Raw genomic sequence first — 15,223 nt, forward strand, 5'->3', positions numbered from 1 at the left:
CTCATTACTCGTTCTGAGCCTTGGCTTCGTCACCGAAGAAGTGCTCTTGATTCGGGTTCAGTTCGTTCGTGACCTGGCCCACGTTGCCGGCCTCACGGAGCGAGGCGATGTACGCGTCGTACTCGTCCTGCTCCACGACCCGGACCTCGAAGAGCATCATCGAGTGGTACTCACCGCAGAGCTCGGCGCACTTGCCCATGAACGTGCCGGTCTTGGTCGGCGTGAAGCTCATGTAATTGGTCTGGCCCGGGATCATGTCCTTCTTGTAGAGGAACTCGACCACCCAGAAGGAGTGGATGACGTCGCGCGTCTCGAGCTTGATCTCGGTGGTCTTGTCGACGGGCAGGTAGAGCACCGGCATGGTGTCCTCCTGCGCGGAGCCGTCGTCGTTCGTCTGCACCTGGACGCCCTGGAAGTAGACGTCCTCGTTCACGTAGTTGAAGTCCCACGCCCAGCGCTTGCCGAACACCTCGACGGTGTTCTCGGGCGCCTCGTAGCGGGCCTCGATCTTGCTCTGCTCCTGGGCGGTGAAGGCGAAGAAGCCGAGCACGAGGATCACGGGCACGATCGTGAAGAAGGTCTCGATCGGCATGTTGTAGCGCAGCTGGACCGGGAGACCGGTCTGCCCCTTGCGGCGACGGTATGCGATGGTGGCCCAGATGATGAGGCCCCAGGTGACGATGCCCACCACCAGCAGCACGATCCAGGAGGTCACCCACAGGCCGGTGATGCCGTCCGTGTGGTTCGTGGCCCCCTCAGAACCGGCGGGGAGGAAGCCCCGCTGCTGCTCCGGGCTGCAACCCGCCAGCGCCAGCGCCGCCGCCAGCACCACTGGGGCCGCGACCCATTTCATTCGACGATTGGAACGCACCGCATACCTTTCGAATTGTTTCTCGTCCGCGCGAAAAGCGCGCGAAACTGATGACTCCCTGTTAGCTTAGCGCGAACCTGAGCGTTCCCCGAACACACGCCGGGTGTCGCCGACACTCAGTCCTGCAGTGCTCGGATCAGCTGAAGCTGTCCCCGCACGCGCAGCTGCCCTGAGCGTTCGGATTGTCGATCGTGAAGCCCTGCTTCTGGATCGTGTCCTCGAAATCGATCGTGGCTCCGCTGAGGTACGGCACGCTCATCGCATCGACCGCGACCTGGACGCCGTCGAAGTCGACGATCGCGTCGTTGTCGAGCTCGCGCTCGTCGAAGAAGAGCTGGTAGATGAGGCCCGAGCAGCCCCCCGGCTGCACGGCGATGCGGAGGCGGAGGTCGTCTCGCCCCTCCTGCGCCAGGAGACTGCGGACCTTGTCACGGGCCGCGTCGCTCAGCAGCACGCCGTGCGCGTTCGCCGCCGTTGCCTCGGGGGTCTCGGCACCGATCGTCTCGGCACCTGTGGTTGCAGTGCTCATGCGTACTCCTCGCTCGCGTCGACTTTGCCCCCTCAGTCTACCGCCCCCGCGGATTCGCGGCTGATGCGCACCTCGGCACGGTAGTCTGGAGGTCGGCCGTGATCGATTCGGCGAGAGTACACCGTGCGATCCGCACAGACCGAGAGGGACCAGGCGTGGGCAAGAAAGACGCTGCAGCACCGGCAGACACGAGCGACGACAGCACGCTGGTCGGCAAGGGACGCCCCACGCCGTCACGCAAGCAGGCCGAAGCCGCGAACGCGCGCCCCATCGTCGGGTCCAAGGACAAGAGTGTGATCAAGGAGCAGCGCCGGCAGCAGGCGACCTCCCGCGAGCGCGCCCGCCTCGGCATGATGGAGGGCGACGAGCGCTACCTGACGGCCCGGGACAAGGGACCGCAGCGCCGCTTCGTGCGCGACTACGTCGATGCGCGCTGGAACGTCGGCGAGATGCTCATCCCGATGATGCTCGTCGTGCTCGTCATGACGTTCATCCCGGGCATCATCCAGGTCATCAGCCTCATCGTGATCTGGGCGTTCGTGGGCCTGGCCGTGCTCGACGCCGTGTTCGTGGGACTTCGGCTCAAGCGGATCCTGGCCGACAAGTTCGGTGAGGATCGCGTTCAGCCCGGATTCCGCTGGTACGCCGCGATGCGCATGTTCCAGTTCCGTCCCCTGCGCATGCCCAAGCCGCAGGTCAAGCGCGGCAACCGCCCCAGCTGACCTCGGATCGGGGCTGATCCCAGCACGGGGCGATGCCCTGCGCGGGGCTGAGCCCGGCGCGGGCTATCCCGCGGACCGCCACCCCGCCCGGCGCAGCCCCCGGTTGATCCGCCGGATCCAGAGCGGCCCCTCGTAGATGAAAGCCGAATAGCCCTGAACGAGCGTGGCCCCGGCATCGAGCCGTTCGATCACGTCCTCGGCGGTCTGCACTCCCCCGACCGCGATGACGCAGAACTCGGCCGGCGCCGTCTCCCGGATGCGGCGGAGCACCTCGAGTGACCGATGCGCGAGCGGCGCCCCCGAGAGCCCGCCGGCGCCGATGCGCTCGATCTCCGAGGCCGAGGCCCGCAGGCCGTCGCGCGCCACGGTGGTGTTCGTGGCGATGATCCCGTCGAGACCGAGCCGCATCGCGAGCGCGACGATGCCGTCGATCTGGGCGTCTTCCATATCCGGCGCGATCTTCACGAGGAGCGGCGTGCCGCACGCGGCATCCCGCACCGCCGCGAGCAGCGGCTCGAGCGTCTCCAATTCCTGCAGACCGCGAAGCCCGGGCGTGTTGGGCGAACTCACGTTGACCGCGAGGTAGTCCGCGATCGGTGCGAGCCGTTCGGCGCTCCAGACATAGTCCTGCGTCGCGTCGTCCACCTCGGTGACGCGACTCTTCCCGATGTTGATCCCGATCACGGGTCGGTGCCGTGCGAGACGGGCGCGCTCGACGCGCGGTACGGCGGCCGCGGATCCGCCGTTGTTGAACCCCATGCGGTTCACGAGCGCGCGATCCTCGATCAGCCGGAACATCCGGGGTCGCGGGTTGCCCGGCTGCGCGTGGCGGGTCAGCGTGCCGACCTCGACGTGCCCGAAGCCGATCGCGCCGAGCCCGAGGATCCCGGTCGCATTCTTGTCGAACCCGGCGGCGAGGCCGAAGGGGCTCGGGAAGTCGATGCCGAGCGCGCGCACCCGCAGCGAGGGGTCGGGGGCGCAGAAGCGCCGCACGACCGGACCGAGCAGGGGCGCGGCCTGGATGACCGAAAACGCCAGGTGGTGCGCACGCTCGGGGTCCATACGTGTGAACACCAGGCGGAAGATGGTCGGGTAGAGGCGCATGCGGGCTACTCCTGGGATCCGGGTGTCGGGTCGGGCAGGGCGCGCGGGTGCTCGCGGAGCTCGGTGATCGCGAGATCGAAGTCTTCGAGCGAGTCGAACGCCTGGTAGACGCTGGCGAATCGCAGGTACGCGACCTCGTCGAGCTGTCGCAGGTGCGGCAGGATCGCGAGCCCGATCTCGTTCGCGTCGAACTGCGCGACGCCGCTCGATCGCACCGATTCCTCGACCTGCTGCGCGAGCACGGCGAGATTCGCCTCGGTGACCGGCCGCCCCTGGCAGGCCTTGCGCACCCCGCTCATCACCTTCTCGCGGCTGAACGGCTCGACGACACCGGAGCGCTTGATCACCGTGAGGCTCGCGGTCTCCGTGGTCGTGAATCGGCGCCCGCACTCCGGGCACTGACGACGCCGCCGAATCGAGAGGCCGTCGTCCGCGGTGCGGGAATCGATGACCCGGCTGTCGGGGTGGCGGCAGAACGGGCAGTGCATCAGCGCGCCTCCGATTCGGTGGTGGTCGCGGCCGCGCCGTCGGCGGCGAACCGCGCGCTGACCGCCTCGCCGTGCGCCGGCAGTCCCTCGGACTCCGCGAGCGCCAGCAGCGGCGCCTGGGCCTCCTCGAGGGACGCGCGGTCGTAGTGGACGATCTGCTGCGGGCGCAGGTACGTGTGCGCCCCGAGTCCCGACGCGAACCGGGCCGTGCCCCCCGTCGGCAGCACGTGGTTCGAGCCCGCGAGGTAGTCCCCGAGACTCACCGGGGTGAAGGCGCCGAGGAACACGGCACCCGCGTCGGAGATGCGCGCGAGCACCCCCTCGTCGTCGCGGGTCTGGATCTCGAGGTGCTCGGGCGCGTAGGCGTTGCTCACGCGGGTGGCGGTCTCCAGATCATCCACAAGGATTACGGCGGACTGCGGGCCGCCGAGCGCCGTGCGCACCCGCTCGTGGTGCCGCGTGCGAGCGGACCGCGCCTCGAGCTCGTCGCGCACGTCGGCGGCGAGGGTCTCGGAGTCCGTCACAAGGACTGCCGCGGCCGCCTCGTCGTGCTCGGCCTGGCTGATGAGATCGGCGGCGACGATCCCCGCGTCTGCTGACGCGTCGGCGATGATGAGGATCTCAGTGGTGCCGGCCTCGGAGTCGATGCCCACGATGCCGTTCACGACGCGCTTCGCCGCTGCCACGAATACGTTGCCCGGCCCGGTGACCACGTCGACCGGCTCGAGACCGATCGACGGCACCCCGTGCGCGAAGGCTGCGATGGCGCCGGCACCGCCGATCGCGTAGACCTCGTCCACGCCGCTGAGCGCGGCGGCCCAGAGCACAGCCGGGTGCGGCAGCCCTGCGTGGTCCGCCTGCGCCGGGGAGGCGAGCGCCAGGCTCGGCACCCCCGCGGTCTGCGCGGCGACGGCGTTCATGATGACCGACGACGGGTACGCGGCCTTGCCCCCCGGGGCGTAGAGTCCGACACGGGACACGGGCTGCCAGCGCTGGCGGATCTCCGCGCCGTCGCCGATCCGGGTGACCTGCTCGGCCGGCACCTGCGCCGCTGAGCCCCGGCGCAGCCGCGCGATGAGTTCGAGCAGTGCGGCCTCGATCTCGGGAGGGCAGTCGTTCAGCGACGCCGCGATGGCGTCGGCGGGCACTCGCAGTGCGTGATCCTGCACCCCGTCGAAGTCGCGCGCCTGCTCGCGCAGCGCGGTCTCGCCCCGCGCCGCGACATCCGCGACGAGCGGGCGCACCCGCTCGACCGCGATATCGGCGCTCACGGCGGCCCGCGGCACGAGGGTCAGCAGCTCCGCGCGGGAGAGGTCATGGCCTCGAAGATCGATCGTTCGCATCACCGCACCAGTCTACCGACCCGCGGCATGCCCCCGGCTCACGCGGGCTCCAGCACCCCGAGCCAGACGAGCTCTCGCACACCCGAGACCAGCGCCTCAGCGGCGGCGTCCGCATCGACGTCCAGGATCGTCGCCAGCGCGTCGGCGATCTGCCCGAGCGTGAGGTCGCCGTCGCTCGCACCCACGGCGGCCGCGAGCAGCGGGTCCGCCGTGATCCGGCGGGCGATTCCGCGCTCGGTCACGAGCGTGAGCGCGCGCGGCGCCTCGGATCCCGGATCGTGCGCTCGCTCCTCCGTCACCCCGCGCCCGAGCACCCAGTGCGTTTCGAGCATCTCCCGGTCGGTGCAGCCGTCGACCCGCACGGCCGCGAGGAACGCGGCCTGGAGCTCGTCGCCCGCGCCGGCAGACATCGCTCCGCCCGCGCGCTCCGCGTGCCACACGTCGCGGGGCGCCCCGTCGGGAAGCCGATGCAGCCGGATCGCCCCGAGCCCCACCGCGACGATCCTGCGGGCGTCGAAGTCGTCGAGCCAGTGCCCCAGCCGCTCCTCGAACTCGGGCGTGCCCGGGCGCGACCCGCCGTCGCGGGCCCAGGTCTCGGCGTACTGCACGGGATCCACGCGGTCGCGCTCGATCACCCAGCCCGCGACGCGCTCGGTCCGCTCCGCGCTCGGCGCGATCCAGCCGCGGACGCGATCGAGGCCGTCGACGCCCCACGGGCACTCCCAGTTGCCGAGGCAGAGCATCGTGCCGCCGGGCGCGAGGTGGGCCGGCGCGGCCGCGACCACCCCCGCCACGAGGTCGTCGCCCGTGAGTCCGCCGTCGCGATAGGCGTAGATCTCGCCCCCGGGTCCACGGGGGGTGATCACGAACGGCGGGTTCGACAGGATCAGCTCGAAGCGCTCCCCCGGCACCGGATCGAACAGACTGCCTCGGCGGAAGTCGATGCGGTCGGACACGTCGTTCAGCGCCGCATTCGCCCGCGCGAGCTCGAGCGCCCGCTCCGAGATATCGGTGGCGATGATCGCGGCGTCCGTGTCGTGCGCGAGCTGCAGGGCCACGATCCCGCACCCCGTGCCGAGATCGAGCGCTCGCGCCGCTCCCGCGCCGCGTGCGCCGAGCGGGGCCTGCGCGATGAGCGAGCGGGTCGCCCCGCCGACCCCCATCACGTGGTCGGGACGCGCGGGCCCGCGACGCAGCTGGTCGTCGAGGTCGGACAGGATCCACCACTCCGTCGACCCCGCGGAGGAGGCGATCGTCACCGGGTTGAGCGAGAGTACCGCGCGAAGGCCGTCCGCCCCGTCCGCCCCGTCCGCAGCCTCTGTCGCGACGAGCCCCAGGGCCTCCGCCCCCGCTGCCGTCACCGTGGGCAGCGCCGCGTCCAGTGCGTCGGCCGCCACCGTCTCCCCCAGGAGCCACAGCCGCACGAGCGTCGCGAGCGGCGACGGCCCGCGCGCGGCAATCACTCGCTGCGCCGGCGCCCAGACTCCGCGCTGGCGGGCGGCATCCGCCGCGTCACCGAGCAGCGCGGCGACCGCGCCCACCCGGTAGTCGGCGGCGTTGAGGTCGGCACGGAGCCGAGTGATGAGTGCAAGATCCACCCCACCAGCGTAGGGTGCCGACGCCCGACTGCGCCTAGGCGAACGCCCGCGTGTCCGCGGTGACCGGCGACGGCAGCACCGTATCGCCGGTGAGGAACGCGTCGACCGAGGCCGCAGCGGCCCGGCCCTCGGCGATCGCCCAGACGATGAGCGACTGTCCGCGCCCGGCGTCGCCGGCGACGAACACCCCCGGCAGCGCCGTGGAGTAGTCGCCCTTGCGCTCGAACGCCCCGCGCGGGCCGACGGGCAGGGCGAAACTCGGATCCTCGATCCGCTCCGGGCCGGTAAAGCCCATGGCGATGAGCACCAGGTCCGCGTCGATGAGGCGCTCCGTGCCCGGCGTCGGCACGCGGCCCTGGTCGGTGAAGCCGGTCTCGGCGACCTTCAGCGCGGCGACCGCGCCCGACTCCCCCGACACGATGCCGGCAGCACCCGCGACGAACTCGACGGTCGACGCCAGGTAGTGCCGCTCGCCGCCCTCCTCGTGGGAGCTCGTGACCTCGAACAGCGTCGGGTGCACCGGCCACGGCTGCGCAGCGCTGCGGGTCTCACCCGGCTGCTTGCCGATCGCGAGGTTGGTCACGGACTTGGCGCCCTGACGGTGCGCCGTGCCGACGCAGTCGGCCCCGGTGTCGCCGCCACCGATGACGACGACGTGCTTGCCGGCCGCATCGAATGGCGTCGCGTCGAGCGCACCCGCCTGCACCCGGTTCGAGGCGACGAGGTAGTCCATCGCCGGCATGATGCCGTCGAGCTCGCGCCCGGGCAGTGACAGCTCGCGCGGGATCGTCGCGCCCGTGGCGATCACCACGGCGTCGAAGCGGCGGCGGAGTTCGGTCCAGCTCATGTCCCGACCGATCTCGACCCCGCAGCGGAAGCGGGTGCCCTCGGCGCGCAGCTGCTCGATCCGCCGCGAGACGAGCTCCTTCTCGAGCTTGAAGTCCGGGATCCCGAAGCGGAGCAGACCGCCGGGCTCCTCGTCCCGCTCGTAGACGGCCACGGTGTGGCCGGCGCGGGTGAGCTGCTGGGCCGCGGCGAGTCCCGCGGGACCGGATCCCACCACGGCGACCGTCTTGCCGGTGAGGCGGGACGGCGGCTGCGGCTGGACCCAGCCGTTCGCGAACGCCTGGTCGATGATGCTGTTCTCGATCTGCTTGATCGTGACGGCGGGCTGGTTGATGCCGAGCACACACGCCGACTCGCACGGTGCGGGGCAGGCCCGACCCGTGAACTCCGGGAAGTTGTTGGTTTCGTGCAGTCGCTCGATCGCGTCGCGCTCGCGGCCCCGGTGCATGAGGTCGTTCCACTCCGGGATCAGGTTGCCGAGCGGGCAGCCCTGGTGGCAGAACGCGACCCCGCAGTCCATGCAGCGCGACGCCTGCCGGGCGACGACCGTCGGATTCGCCGGGTCGACGACCTCCCGCCAGTCCTTCAGGCGCAGGGCCACCGGTCGCTTCGGCGCGAGCTCGCGCTCGCGGGTCTTCAGAAATCCGCGGGGATCAGCCATGGGTCGCCTCCAAAATCTCGCTCCACACGCGATCCCCGTCCGGATCGACGCCCTGTTCGTTGGCGCGCACCCGGATGTCGAGCACACGCGAGTAGTCTCGCGGGATCAGTCGGGTGAAGCGCGCGAAGGTCGCTTCGGGATCGGCCTCGATGTCCTGCAGCAGCGACGCGGCGAGGGCCGAGCCGGTCTGCTCGTACTGGGTGCGCAGCAGCCCGACGATCCGGTCGCGCAAGCGCTGCTCCTCGGCCTGCGGCAGGGCACCGGCGAGCGGCTGCACCATGAGCGCGCCGGAGCCGAGCTCCGCGGCGTTCACGTTGGCGGTGTCAAGATCGAGGAGCACGGCCTCGCCGCCCGACATGCCCGCGCCGATGTTGCGTCCGGTCGGGCCGAGGATCAGCGCGAATCCGCCCGTGAAGTACTCCAGGGCGTGGTCGCCCGTGCCCTCAACGACGGCGGTCGCACCCGAGCCGCGCACGAGGAACCGCTCGCCGACGACACCGGCGATCCAGAGCGACCCGCTGGTCGCGCCGTAGCCGATCACGTTGCCCGCGATGACGTTGTTCGCCGCGTCGTGCCCGGCGTTCGGATCTGGTCGCACGGCGATCTCGCCCCCGGAGAGCCCCTTGCCGACGTAGTCGTTGGCATCGCCGACGAGTCGGAGGGTGAGCCCGGAGGGGATGAACGCGCCGAGCGACTGGCCGGCCGATCCCGTGAGGGTGACGTCGATCGTCCCCGGGGCGAGGCCCGCGGAGCCGAAGCGCTTCGTGATCTCGTGGCCGAGGGTCGTGCCGACCGCCCGGTCGATGTTCCGGATCGGCAGGTCGATCACCACGGGCTCGCGGCGCTCGAGGGCGTCCGCGGCCATGGGGATCAGCTGCTGGTCGAAGTGCTCGCTCAGCTCGTGATCCTGCTCGCGACCGTGCCGCCGCGGCTCGGCCTCCGGGAACACGGGCCCGCGGAGGATGGGCGTCAGATCGAGCCCCTCCGCCTTCCAGTGCCGGATCGCGTCATCGATGTCGAGCGCGGCGGAGTCACCGACGGCCTCCTCGATCGAGCGGTAGCCGAGTTCGGCGAGCAGTTCGCGCACCTCCTCCGCGATGTAGCGGAAGAAGTTGACGACGTGCTCCGCCTGCCCCGTGTAGCGCTCGCGCAGCTCCGGGTTCTGCGTGGCGACCCCCACCGGGCAGGTGTCGAGGTGGCAGACGCGCATCATGATGCAGCCGGACACGACGAGCGGGGCCGTCGCGAAGCCGAACTCCTCCGCCCCGAGCAGCATGGCGATGACGACGTCGCGCCCCGTCTTCAGCTGGCCGTCGACCTGCAGCACGACCCGCTCGCGCAGGCCGTTGAGCATGAGCGTCTGCTGCGCCTCGGCGAGACCGAGCTCCCACGGCGATCCCGCGTGCTTCAGCGAGTTCATGGGGCTCGCGCCCGTGCCACCGTCGTGCCCCGAGACGAGGATCACGTCGGAGAGCGCCTTCGCGACGCCGGCCGCGACCGGGCCGATGCCGCTCTGCGCCACGAGCTTTGTGCTGATCCTGGCCGACGGGTTCGCCCGTTTCAAGTCGAAGATGAGCTGCTTCAGATCCTCGATCGAGTAGATGTCGTGGTGCGGGGGCGGGGAGATGAGCCCGACCCCGGGCGTCGCGTGCCGCGTGCGGGCGATCCACGGATACATCTTCGCCGGGGGCAGCTGGCCGCCCTCACCGGGCTTCGCGCCCTGGGCGAGTTTGATCTGGATCTCGTCGGCGTGGGTGAGATACATGCTGGTCACGCCGAACCGACCGGACGCGACCTGCTTGATCGCGCTGCGCCGCTCGGGATCGAGCAGCCGGGACTCCTCCTCGCCACCCTCGCCCGTGTTGGACTTGCCGCCCAGGATGTTCATCGCGATGGCGAGCGTCTGGTGCGCCTCGAGCGAGATCGAGCCGTAGCTCATCGCGCCGGTGGCGAATCGCCGCACGATCGACTCGACGGGTTCGACCTCGTCGAGCGGCACGGCGGCGCGCTGAGGCGCGAACTTCATGAGCCCGCGCAGCGTCATGAGGCGCTCCTGCTGATCGTTCACCCGCGCGGTGTACTCCGAGAAGATGTCGCGGCGCGAGTTGCGGGTCGCGTGCTGCAGCTTGTAGATCGTCTCCGGGTCGAAGAGGTGGGGCTCCTCGCCGCGGCGCCAGCGGTACTCGCCACCGGTCTCCAGCCGCTTGTGCGCGAGGGTCGCCGGATCGTCGGGGTATGCGGCACGGTGCCGGGCGGCGACCTCGGCCGCGATCACGTCGAGCCCCACTCCGCCGAGACGCGAGGTCGTGCCGGTGAAGTACCGATCCACGACGTCCTGCGCGAGCCCGATGGTCTCGAACGTCTGCGCTCCGCAGTAGGAGGCGACGGTCGAGATGCCCATCTTGCTCATGACCTTGAGCATGCCCTTGCCGAGCGCCTTGATGAGCTTGCCCACCGCCTCCTCGGCCGTCACGCCCGTGATCGAACCGTCGCGCACGAGCAGTTCCGCGGTTTCCATCGCGAGGTAGGGGTTCACCGCGGCCGCTCCGTAGCCGATCAGCGCCGCGACGTGATGCACCTCGCGGACATCGCCGGCCTCGGCGATGAGCGCGACGCGCATGCGCTGCCCCTCGCGGATGAGGTGGTGGTGCACCGCGGAGATCGCGAGCATCGACGGCACGGGCGCGAGATCCTTGTTCGAGTCGCGATCCGACAGGATCACGAACTCGGCGCCGGCGTCGATCGCCGCGCTCGCCTCCCAGCACATCGCCTCGAGGCGGTCCGCGAGCCCCTTGGCCGCGAAGTCGACCGGGTACAGGCCGCGGATCGTCACGGCGCGCTCGCGCTCGGGATCCTCACCGAAGTGCTGGATGCGGGCGAGCGCGTCATTGTTGATCACGGGGAAGTCGAGGATGACCTGACGCGCGTGGTCGGCGGAGGCCGTGAGCAGGTTCGCCTGCGGCCCGATGCCGGTGAGGAGGCTCGTGACGAGCTCCTCGCGGAGGGCGTCGAGCGGCGGGTTCGTCACCTGGGCGAACTGCTGCACGAAGTAGTCGAAGACGAGCCGGGGCCGATCCGAGAGCACCGCGATCGGGGTGTCGGTCCCCATGGCGGCGAGCGGCTCGATGCCGTCGCGCGCCATCGGGGTGATGAGCAGCCGGAGCTCCTCCTCCGTGTACCCGAAGGTGCGCTGTCGGCGGCTGGTCGAGGCCGGCGGGTGCACGAGGTGCTCCCGCTCCGGAAGGTCGCTGAGCCGGATCCGGCCCTCGCGCAGCCAGTCGCCCCAGGGAGCGAGCTGCGAGAGCTCGGTCTTCACGGCCTCGTCGTCGCGCATCTCCCCGGTCGTGAGGTCGACCGCCAGCATGCGTCCGGGCTGCAGTCGGCCGCGCCGGATCACCCGCTCCGGCTCGACGTCGAGCACGCCGGTCTCGCTCGCGATCACCAAGATCCCGTCGGAGGTGACGAGGAAGCGGCCCGGCCGGAGGCCGTTGCGGTCGAGGAGCGCGACGAGCTCGGAGCCGTCCGTGGCGATCATGGCAGCGGGGCCGTCCCACGGCTCCATGATGAGCGAGTGGTACTCCAAGAAGTCGACGAGCTCGGGGTGCAGCCCCGTCTCGGACTCCCAGGCCTCCGGCACCATCATGGCGAGCGCGTGGGGCAGGGAGCGACCCGCCATCACGAGCAGCTCGAGCACCTCGTCGAAGCTGGCGGAGTCGCTGCCGCCCTCGGAGCAGATCGGCAGGAGCGGGCGGACGTCGCCGAGCACCTCCGACACCAGCTGGGACTCGCGGGCGCGCATCCAGTTGCGGTTGCCCCGCACCGTGTTGATCTCGCCGTTGTGCGCGACCATGCGCAGCGGCTGCGCGAGGTGCCAGGACGGGAAGGTGTTCGTCGAGTAGCGCGAGTGGACGATCGCGAAGCGGGAGATGAAGCGCTCGTCGGAGAGCTCCTCGTAGAACCCGGGAAGCTGCAGCGTCGTGACCATGCCCTTGTAGACGATGGTGCGGGCGGACAGCGACGGGAGGTAGCAGCCCGTCTCGTGCTGGATCCGCTTGCGGGCGCGGTACGCGCGGCGCTCCAGCTGGTCGGTGTCGACGGACTCGCCGTCGCGGGGCGCCAGGATGGCCTGCTCGATCACGGGGCTCGCGAGGCGCGCGCTCTCCCCCAGCACCTCGGGACGGACGGCGACCGTGCGCCACGCCAGCACCCGCAGCCCCTCCTCGACGGCGATCGCGCCGATGCGGTACCGAGCGGCCTTGCGCTCGGTGGAGGCCTGCGGCAGGAACACGAGGCCTGCCGCGTAGCCACCCGGCGCCGGCAGCCGCACCTCGGGGAACGCCTCGGCCAGCTCCGCTCGGATGAAGTCGTCGGGCAGGTCGCTCAGGATCCCCGCGCCGTCGCCGGTGCCGGCGTCCGAGCCGACGGCACCGCGATGCTCCAGGTTCTCGAGCGCCTCAAGGGCCAGCGCGACGATCTCGTGCGACGGCTCCCCGGTGAGCGACACGACGGAGGCGAGCCCGCAGGCGTCGCGCTCGTCCTCGGGTCGGTACAGACCGACGGCCTCGGGGAATCCTCCGGCGCGGGGGGTGGGGGTCACGTGACGGTCAGTCATCGACGTCCTCTCTCTCGGCGGGACGTCGGTGGCCCGGGGCGGTGCCACCCTCGGGGTCGTTCAGGACTACGCTGTCGCAGTGAAACTCGGTGGCTCGAAAGCCCAGTTTACCACTCGTTTCTTCGGTCGAAATAATTCTGACACGTAGTTTCTGCATGCAACTTCGACGATTTCGCAGATTCTCCGCAGATCGTGCGGAATCACTTGACATTCACCGCAGGCCTGAATGGTGCGAAACACACTCGAAACATCCGCGTCGCAGACGAGAAATCGCACCCTCGGCGTGGCCCGAAATCGACCCGTCCGATAGTTAGAAACGACCCCAAAACGCTGTTCAGATATCGAACACGCACCCCTGCCCGCACAGCACTCGACCCGGGTCTCACGACGTGCGTCGCGGGGCCCGGGTCGAGTGCTCGAAGGTGTGGTCAGACTTCGGCGCCGAAGCTCGACGTGTCTCCGATCAGACGGGTGTGGTCGGCGGGCACCGGCTCGACAGCCGCGAGCGCCACCTCGGCTGCGAACTCGGAGACGTTGTAGAGGCGTCCCGCCGACTCGCGCCGCTCGGCGATGGCACCCGGGTTGGCGCGCTCGAGAAGCGTCGCGGTCACGGTGCCCTCGATCATGTCTCCGGAGACGACGACGAACTCGATCCCGCGCTCGGCGAGCTCCGGGATCCGGGCGCGGAGCGCGTCCTCACCGGCGCGCTTCGACAGCGCGACCGGCTCGTACTCCGGCATGGTGGGGGTCGTCCGGATGAAGTGGGCCTGGTGGCTCGTCACGAAGACGACGCGTGCGCCCTCGGCGAGCAGCGGCAGCGCGGCGTCGAGCACCGCGAGCTGGGCATCGCGGTTCAGTGTCAGCGCGTAGTCCTCCCCCATGCCGCTCTCCATGCCGCCCGATGCGTTGAGCACGAGGATGTCGAGGCCCCCGAATTCGCGCTGCACCTCGGCCATCATGGCTTCGAGAGAGGCAGGGTCCGTGAGATCCGCGCCCTGCACGAGAGCCTGCACGCCGAGCTCGCGCAACTGAGACGCGAGCTTCTCCGCGCGCGGAGCCTTGTTCCGGAAGTTCACGACGACGTCCGCTCCGGCCTCCGCGAACAGCCGGACCGTATCGGCGCCGATGCCCCGGGACGAGCCGGTGACGAGGGCGCGTCGGCCCGTGAGGCTGCCCGCTTCAAGTGTCTGACCCACAAATGCTCCTAATCGTTGACGTGCACTGCTTCCAGAGTAGTAGACCACCCGAGTGTTCCCTGGCATGGGGTTTCGGGATGCCAGGCCGAGAGAGTACGCTTCAGACTACGAGCGAGGATGCTCCGGAAACGGCAACATCCAGCTGTGGGAAACACAGGACTGTGGGTAACACAGGCGAGGAGGTCCACATGGCCGATCGAACGCTTCGAGGAACGCGCATCGGCGCGACCAGTCTGCAGGGCGAGAAGGGCGTCGAGCTCTCCCCCCGACGCCCGATCGAGTACCTCACGGATCGTGGCAACCGCTTCACGATCATGTTCGACGCGGACGCGGAGCCGCCCGTCGAGTGGGTCGATCAGAAGAGCGGTGAAGTGGGGTTCCTGGATGACGAGGCCGGCCGCACGGCCCGGACCGAGTTCGAGGAGAAAGAGGCCTCGCAGCGCACGCCGTGGGACATGCTGATCGAACGGCGCAGTCGCGAGGAGCTCGAGGAGCTGCTCGAGGAGCGCCTGCAACTGCTCCGCGCGCGCCGGGGCGGTCAGGACGGCGCGTAGTTCCCGCCCCTCACTCCGCGCTGAGCTCCACGCGGAACATCTCGATGTAGCGCCGCAGCAGACTCAGGTAGCTTGCCTCGGCGATGTCCGACTGGTTCGTGCGCCCGCGGGTGACCTCCGCCAGGAGCGGTGCGCCGAGTCCGGCCGCGTGGGCGGACTCGAGCATGAGGTCCTCGGCGTTCCACTCGAAGGCGAACCCGAGCGCCAGGTGCTCGATCCCGAGCAGCGCCTCGAAGGCCCGCGCACCCTCCCAGCCGCCGGCGTGGAGCGTCTGCAGGAAGGTCTCATACATCTGCAGCGTGGGTGCGTCGCGAACCGGGGTCGTGCTGAGCACCTGAATCACGTTGGGGTGGTTCGTGAACGCGCGGTAGTACGCGACGCCGAAGTCGTACATCGCCTCCGGCCAGGGCCGGCCGACGAGGGTCGGATCGTGGATCTCGCTCACCACGAGGCTGCGGACCAGGTCGACGATCTCCTGCTGCCCGCTGACGTGGTGGTAGAGCGACGGCGCCCGCACGCCGAGCCGGTGGGCGAGCCGGGACATGGTGCAGGCGGCCCAGCCCGACTCGTCGATGAGCTGCAGCGCAGCCCGCGCGATGGCGTCCTCGGTGAGCGGTGGGCGCGTCGGTCGGCCCGGACGTCGACGCCCGGAGCCCTCAGCACCCGCTGTCCCCACCTCGCACCTCCTCGTGCTCGCAC

The 15,223-nt window shown here is 70.3% G+C and carries 12 protein-coding genes; 2 read left to right on the top strand and 10 right to left on the bottom strand.

The features are described 5' to 3' along the window. Positions 1-4 precede the first annotated feature (4 nt). Positions 5-853 carry an aa3-type cytochrome oxidase subunit II gene (gene ctaC, locus MUN76_RS03180; RefSeq protein ID WP_244687075.1) on the bottom strand — a complete coding sequence of 283 codons (849 nt, stop codon included), beginning with the start codon at positions 851-853 and terminating at the stop codon, positions 5-7. A gap of 154 nt (positions 854-1,007) precedes the next feature. Beyond that, positions 1,008-1,400: a HesB/IscA family protein gene (locus tag MUN76_RS03185; protein ID WP_244687077.1), complete on the bottom strand. Its 393-nt coding sequence runs from the start codon at positions 1,398-1,400 to the stop codon at positions 1,008-1,010. Between the two features lie 155 nt (positions 1,401-1,555). Here MUN76_RS03185 and MUN76_RS03190 point away from each other — a divergent pair, with 155 nt between their 5' ends. Further along, positions 1,556-2,122, top strand: coding sequence for a DUF3043 domain-containing protein (locus tag MUN76_RS03190; RefSeq protein ID WP_244687079.1), 567 nt, complete (start codon positions 1,556-1,558; stop codon positions 2,120-2,122). A gap of 63 nt (positions 2,123-2,185) precedes the next feature. Here MUN76_RS03190 and MUN76_RS03195 read toward each other — a convergent pair whose 3' ends face one another. The 7 genes from MUN76_RS03195 to MUN76_RS03225 form a co-directional block, all read right to left on the bottom strand. Further along, positions 2,186-3,226, bottom strand: a complete 1,041-nt coding sequence (locus tag MUN76_RS03195; RefSeq protein WP_244687081.1) for a quinone-dependent dihydroorotate dehydrogenase — start codon at positions 3,224-3,226, stop codon at positions 2,186-2,188. A 5-nt stretch (positions 3,227-3,231) separates the two neighbouring features. Beyond that, positions 3,232-3,714, bottom strand: coding sequence for a transcriptional regulator NrdR (nrdR, locus tag MUN76_RS03200; protein ID WP_244687082.1), 483 nt, complete (start codon positions 3,712-3,714; stop codon positions 3,232-3,234). Next, the gene (hisD, locus tag MUN76_RS03205) at positions 3,714-5,057 is read right to left on the bottom strand and encodes a histidinol dehydrogenase (RefSeq protein ID WP_244688641.1); all 1,344 of its coding nucleotides are present in this window, start codon (positions 5,055-5,057) and stop codon (positions 3,714-3,716) included. The genes nrdR and hisD overlap by 1 nt, the downstream gene beginning before the upstream one ends. A gap of 38 nt (positions 5,058-5,095) precedes the next feature. Beyond that, the gene (locus MUN76_RS03210) at positions 5,096-6,655 is read right to left on the bottom strand and encodes a DUF7059 domain-containing protein (protein ID WP_244687084.1); all 1,560 of its coding nucleotides are present in this window, start codon (positions 6,653-6,655) and stop codon (positions 5,096-5,098) included. 34 nt (positions 6,656-6,689) lie between these two features. Then, entirely contained in the window at positions 6,690-8,162 is a 1,473-nt protein-coding gene (locus MUN76_RS03215) for a glutamate synthase subunit beta (RefSeq protein ID WP_244687086.1), read from the bottom strand. Then, positions 8,155-12,774: a glutamate synthase large subunit gene (gene gltB, locus MUN76_RS03220; protein ID WP_244687088.1), complete on the bottom strand. Its 4,620-nt coding sequence runs from the start codon at positions 12,772-12,774 to the stop codon at positions 8,155-8,157. Before gltB ends, MUN76_RS03215 begins: the two co-directional genes overlap by 8 nt. 428 nt (positions 12,775-13,202) lie before the next feature. Next, entirely contained in the window at positions 13,203-13,970 is a 768-nt protein-coding gene (locus MUN76_RS03225) for an SDR family oxidoreductase (RefSeq protein WP_244687090.1), read from the bottom strand. Positions 13,971-14,158: 188 nt separating this feature from the next. On the opposite strand from MUN76_RS03225, the gene MUN76_RS03230 reads away from it, so the two are divergent. Next, on the top strand, positions 14,159-14,524 hold the full coding sequence (locus MUN76_RS03230; RefSeq protein ID WP_244687092.1) for an RNA polymerase-binding protein RbpA: 366 nt from the start codon (positions 14,159-14,161) through the stop codon (positions 14,522-14,524). Between the two features lie 10 nt (positions 14,525-14,534). Here the strand turns inward: MUN76_RS03230 and MUN76_RS03235 are convergent, their stop codons facing one another. Next, entirely contained in the window at positions 14,535-15,200 is a 666-nt protein-coding gene (locus tag MUN76_RS03235; protein WP_244687094.1) for a TetR family transcriptional regulator, read from the bottom strand. Positions 15,201-15,223: the final 23 nt, after the last annotated feature.

Origin of the sequence: Leucobacter rhizosphaerae, assembly GCF_022919175.1 — a bacterium.
Taxonomy (GTDB): Bacteria; Actinomycetota; Actinomycetes; order Actinomycetales; family Microbacteriaceae; genus Leucobacter; species Leucobacter rhizosphaerae.

Coding starts and splice junctions, on each gene's coding strand:
- MUN76_RS03185 (WP_244687077.1), bottom strand. CDS start 1,400: ATGAGCACTGCAACCACAGGTGCCGAGACGATCGGTGCCGAGACCCCC.
- MUN76_RS03230 (WP_244687092.1), top strand. CDS start 14,159: ATGGCCGATCGAACGCTTCGAGGAACGCGCATCGGCGCGACCAGTCTG.
- nrdR (WP_244687082.1), bottom strand. CDS start 3,714: ATGCACTGCCCGTTCTGCCGCCACCCCGACAGCCGGGTCATCGATTCC.
- MUN76_RS03195 (WP_244687081.1), bottom strand. CDS start 3,226: ATGCGCCTCTACCCGACCATCTTCCGCCTGGTGTTCACACGTATGGAC.
- hisD (WP_244688641.1), bottom strand. CDS start 5,057: ATGCGAACGATCGATCTTCGAGGCCATGACCTCTCCCGCGCGGAGCTG.
- ctaC (WP_244687075.1), bottom strand. CDS start 853: ATGAAATGGGTCGCGGCCCCAGTGGTGCTGGCGGCGGCGCTGGCGCTG.
- gltB (WP_244687088.1), bottom strand. CDS start 12,774: ATGACTGACCGTCACGTGACCCCCACCCCCCGCGCCGGAGGATTCCCC.
- MUN76_RS03215 (WP_244687086.1), bottom strand. CDS start 8,162: ATGGCTGATCCCCGCGGATTTCTGAAGACCCGCGAGCGCGAGCTCGCG.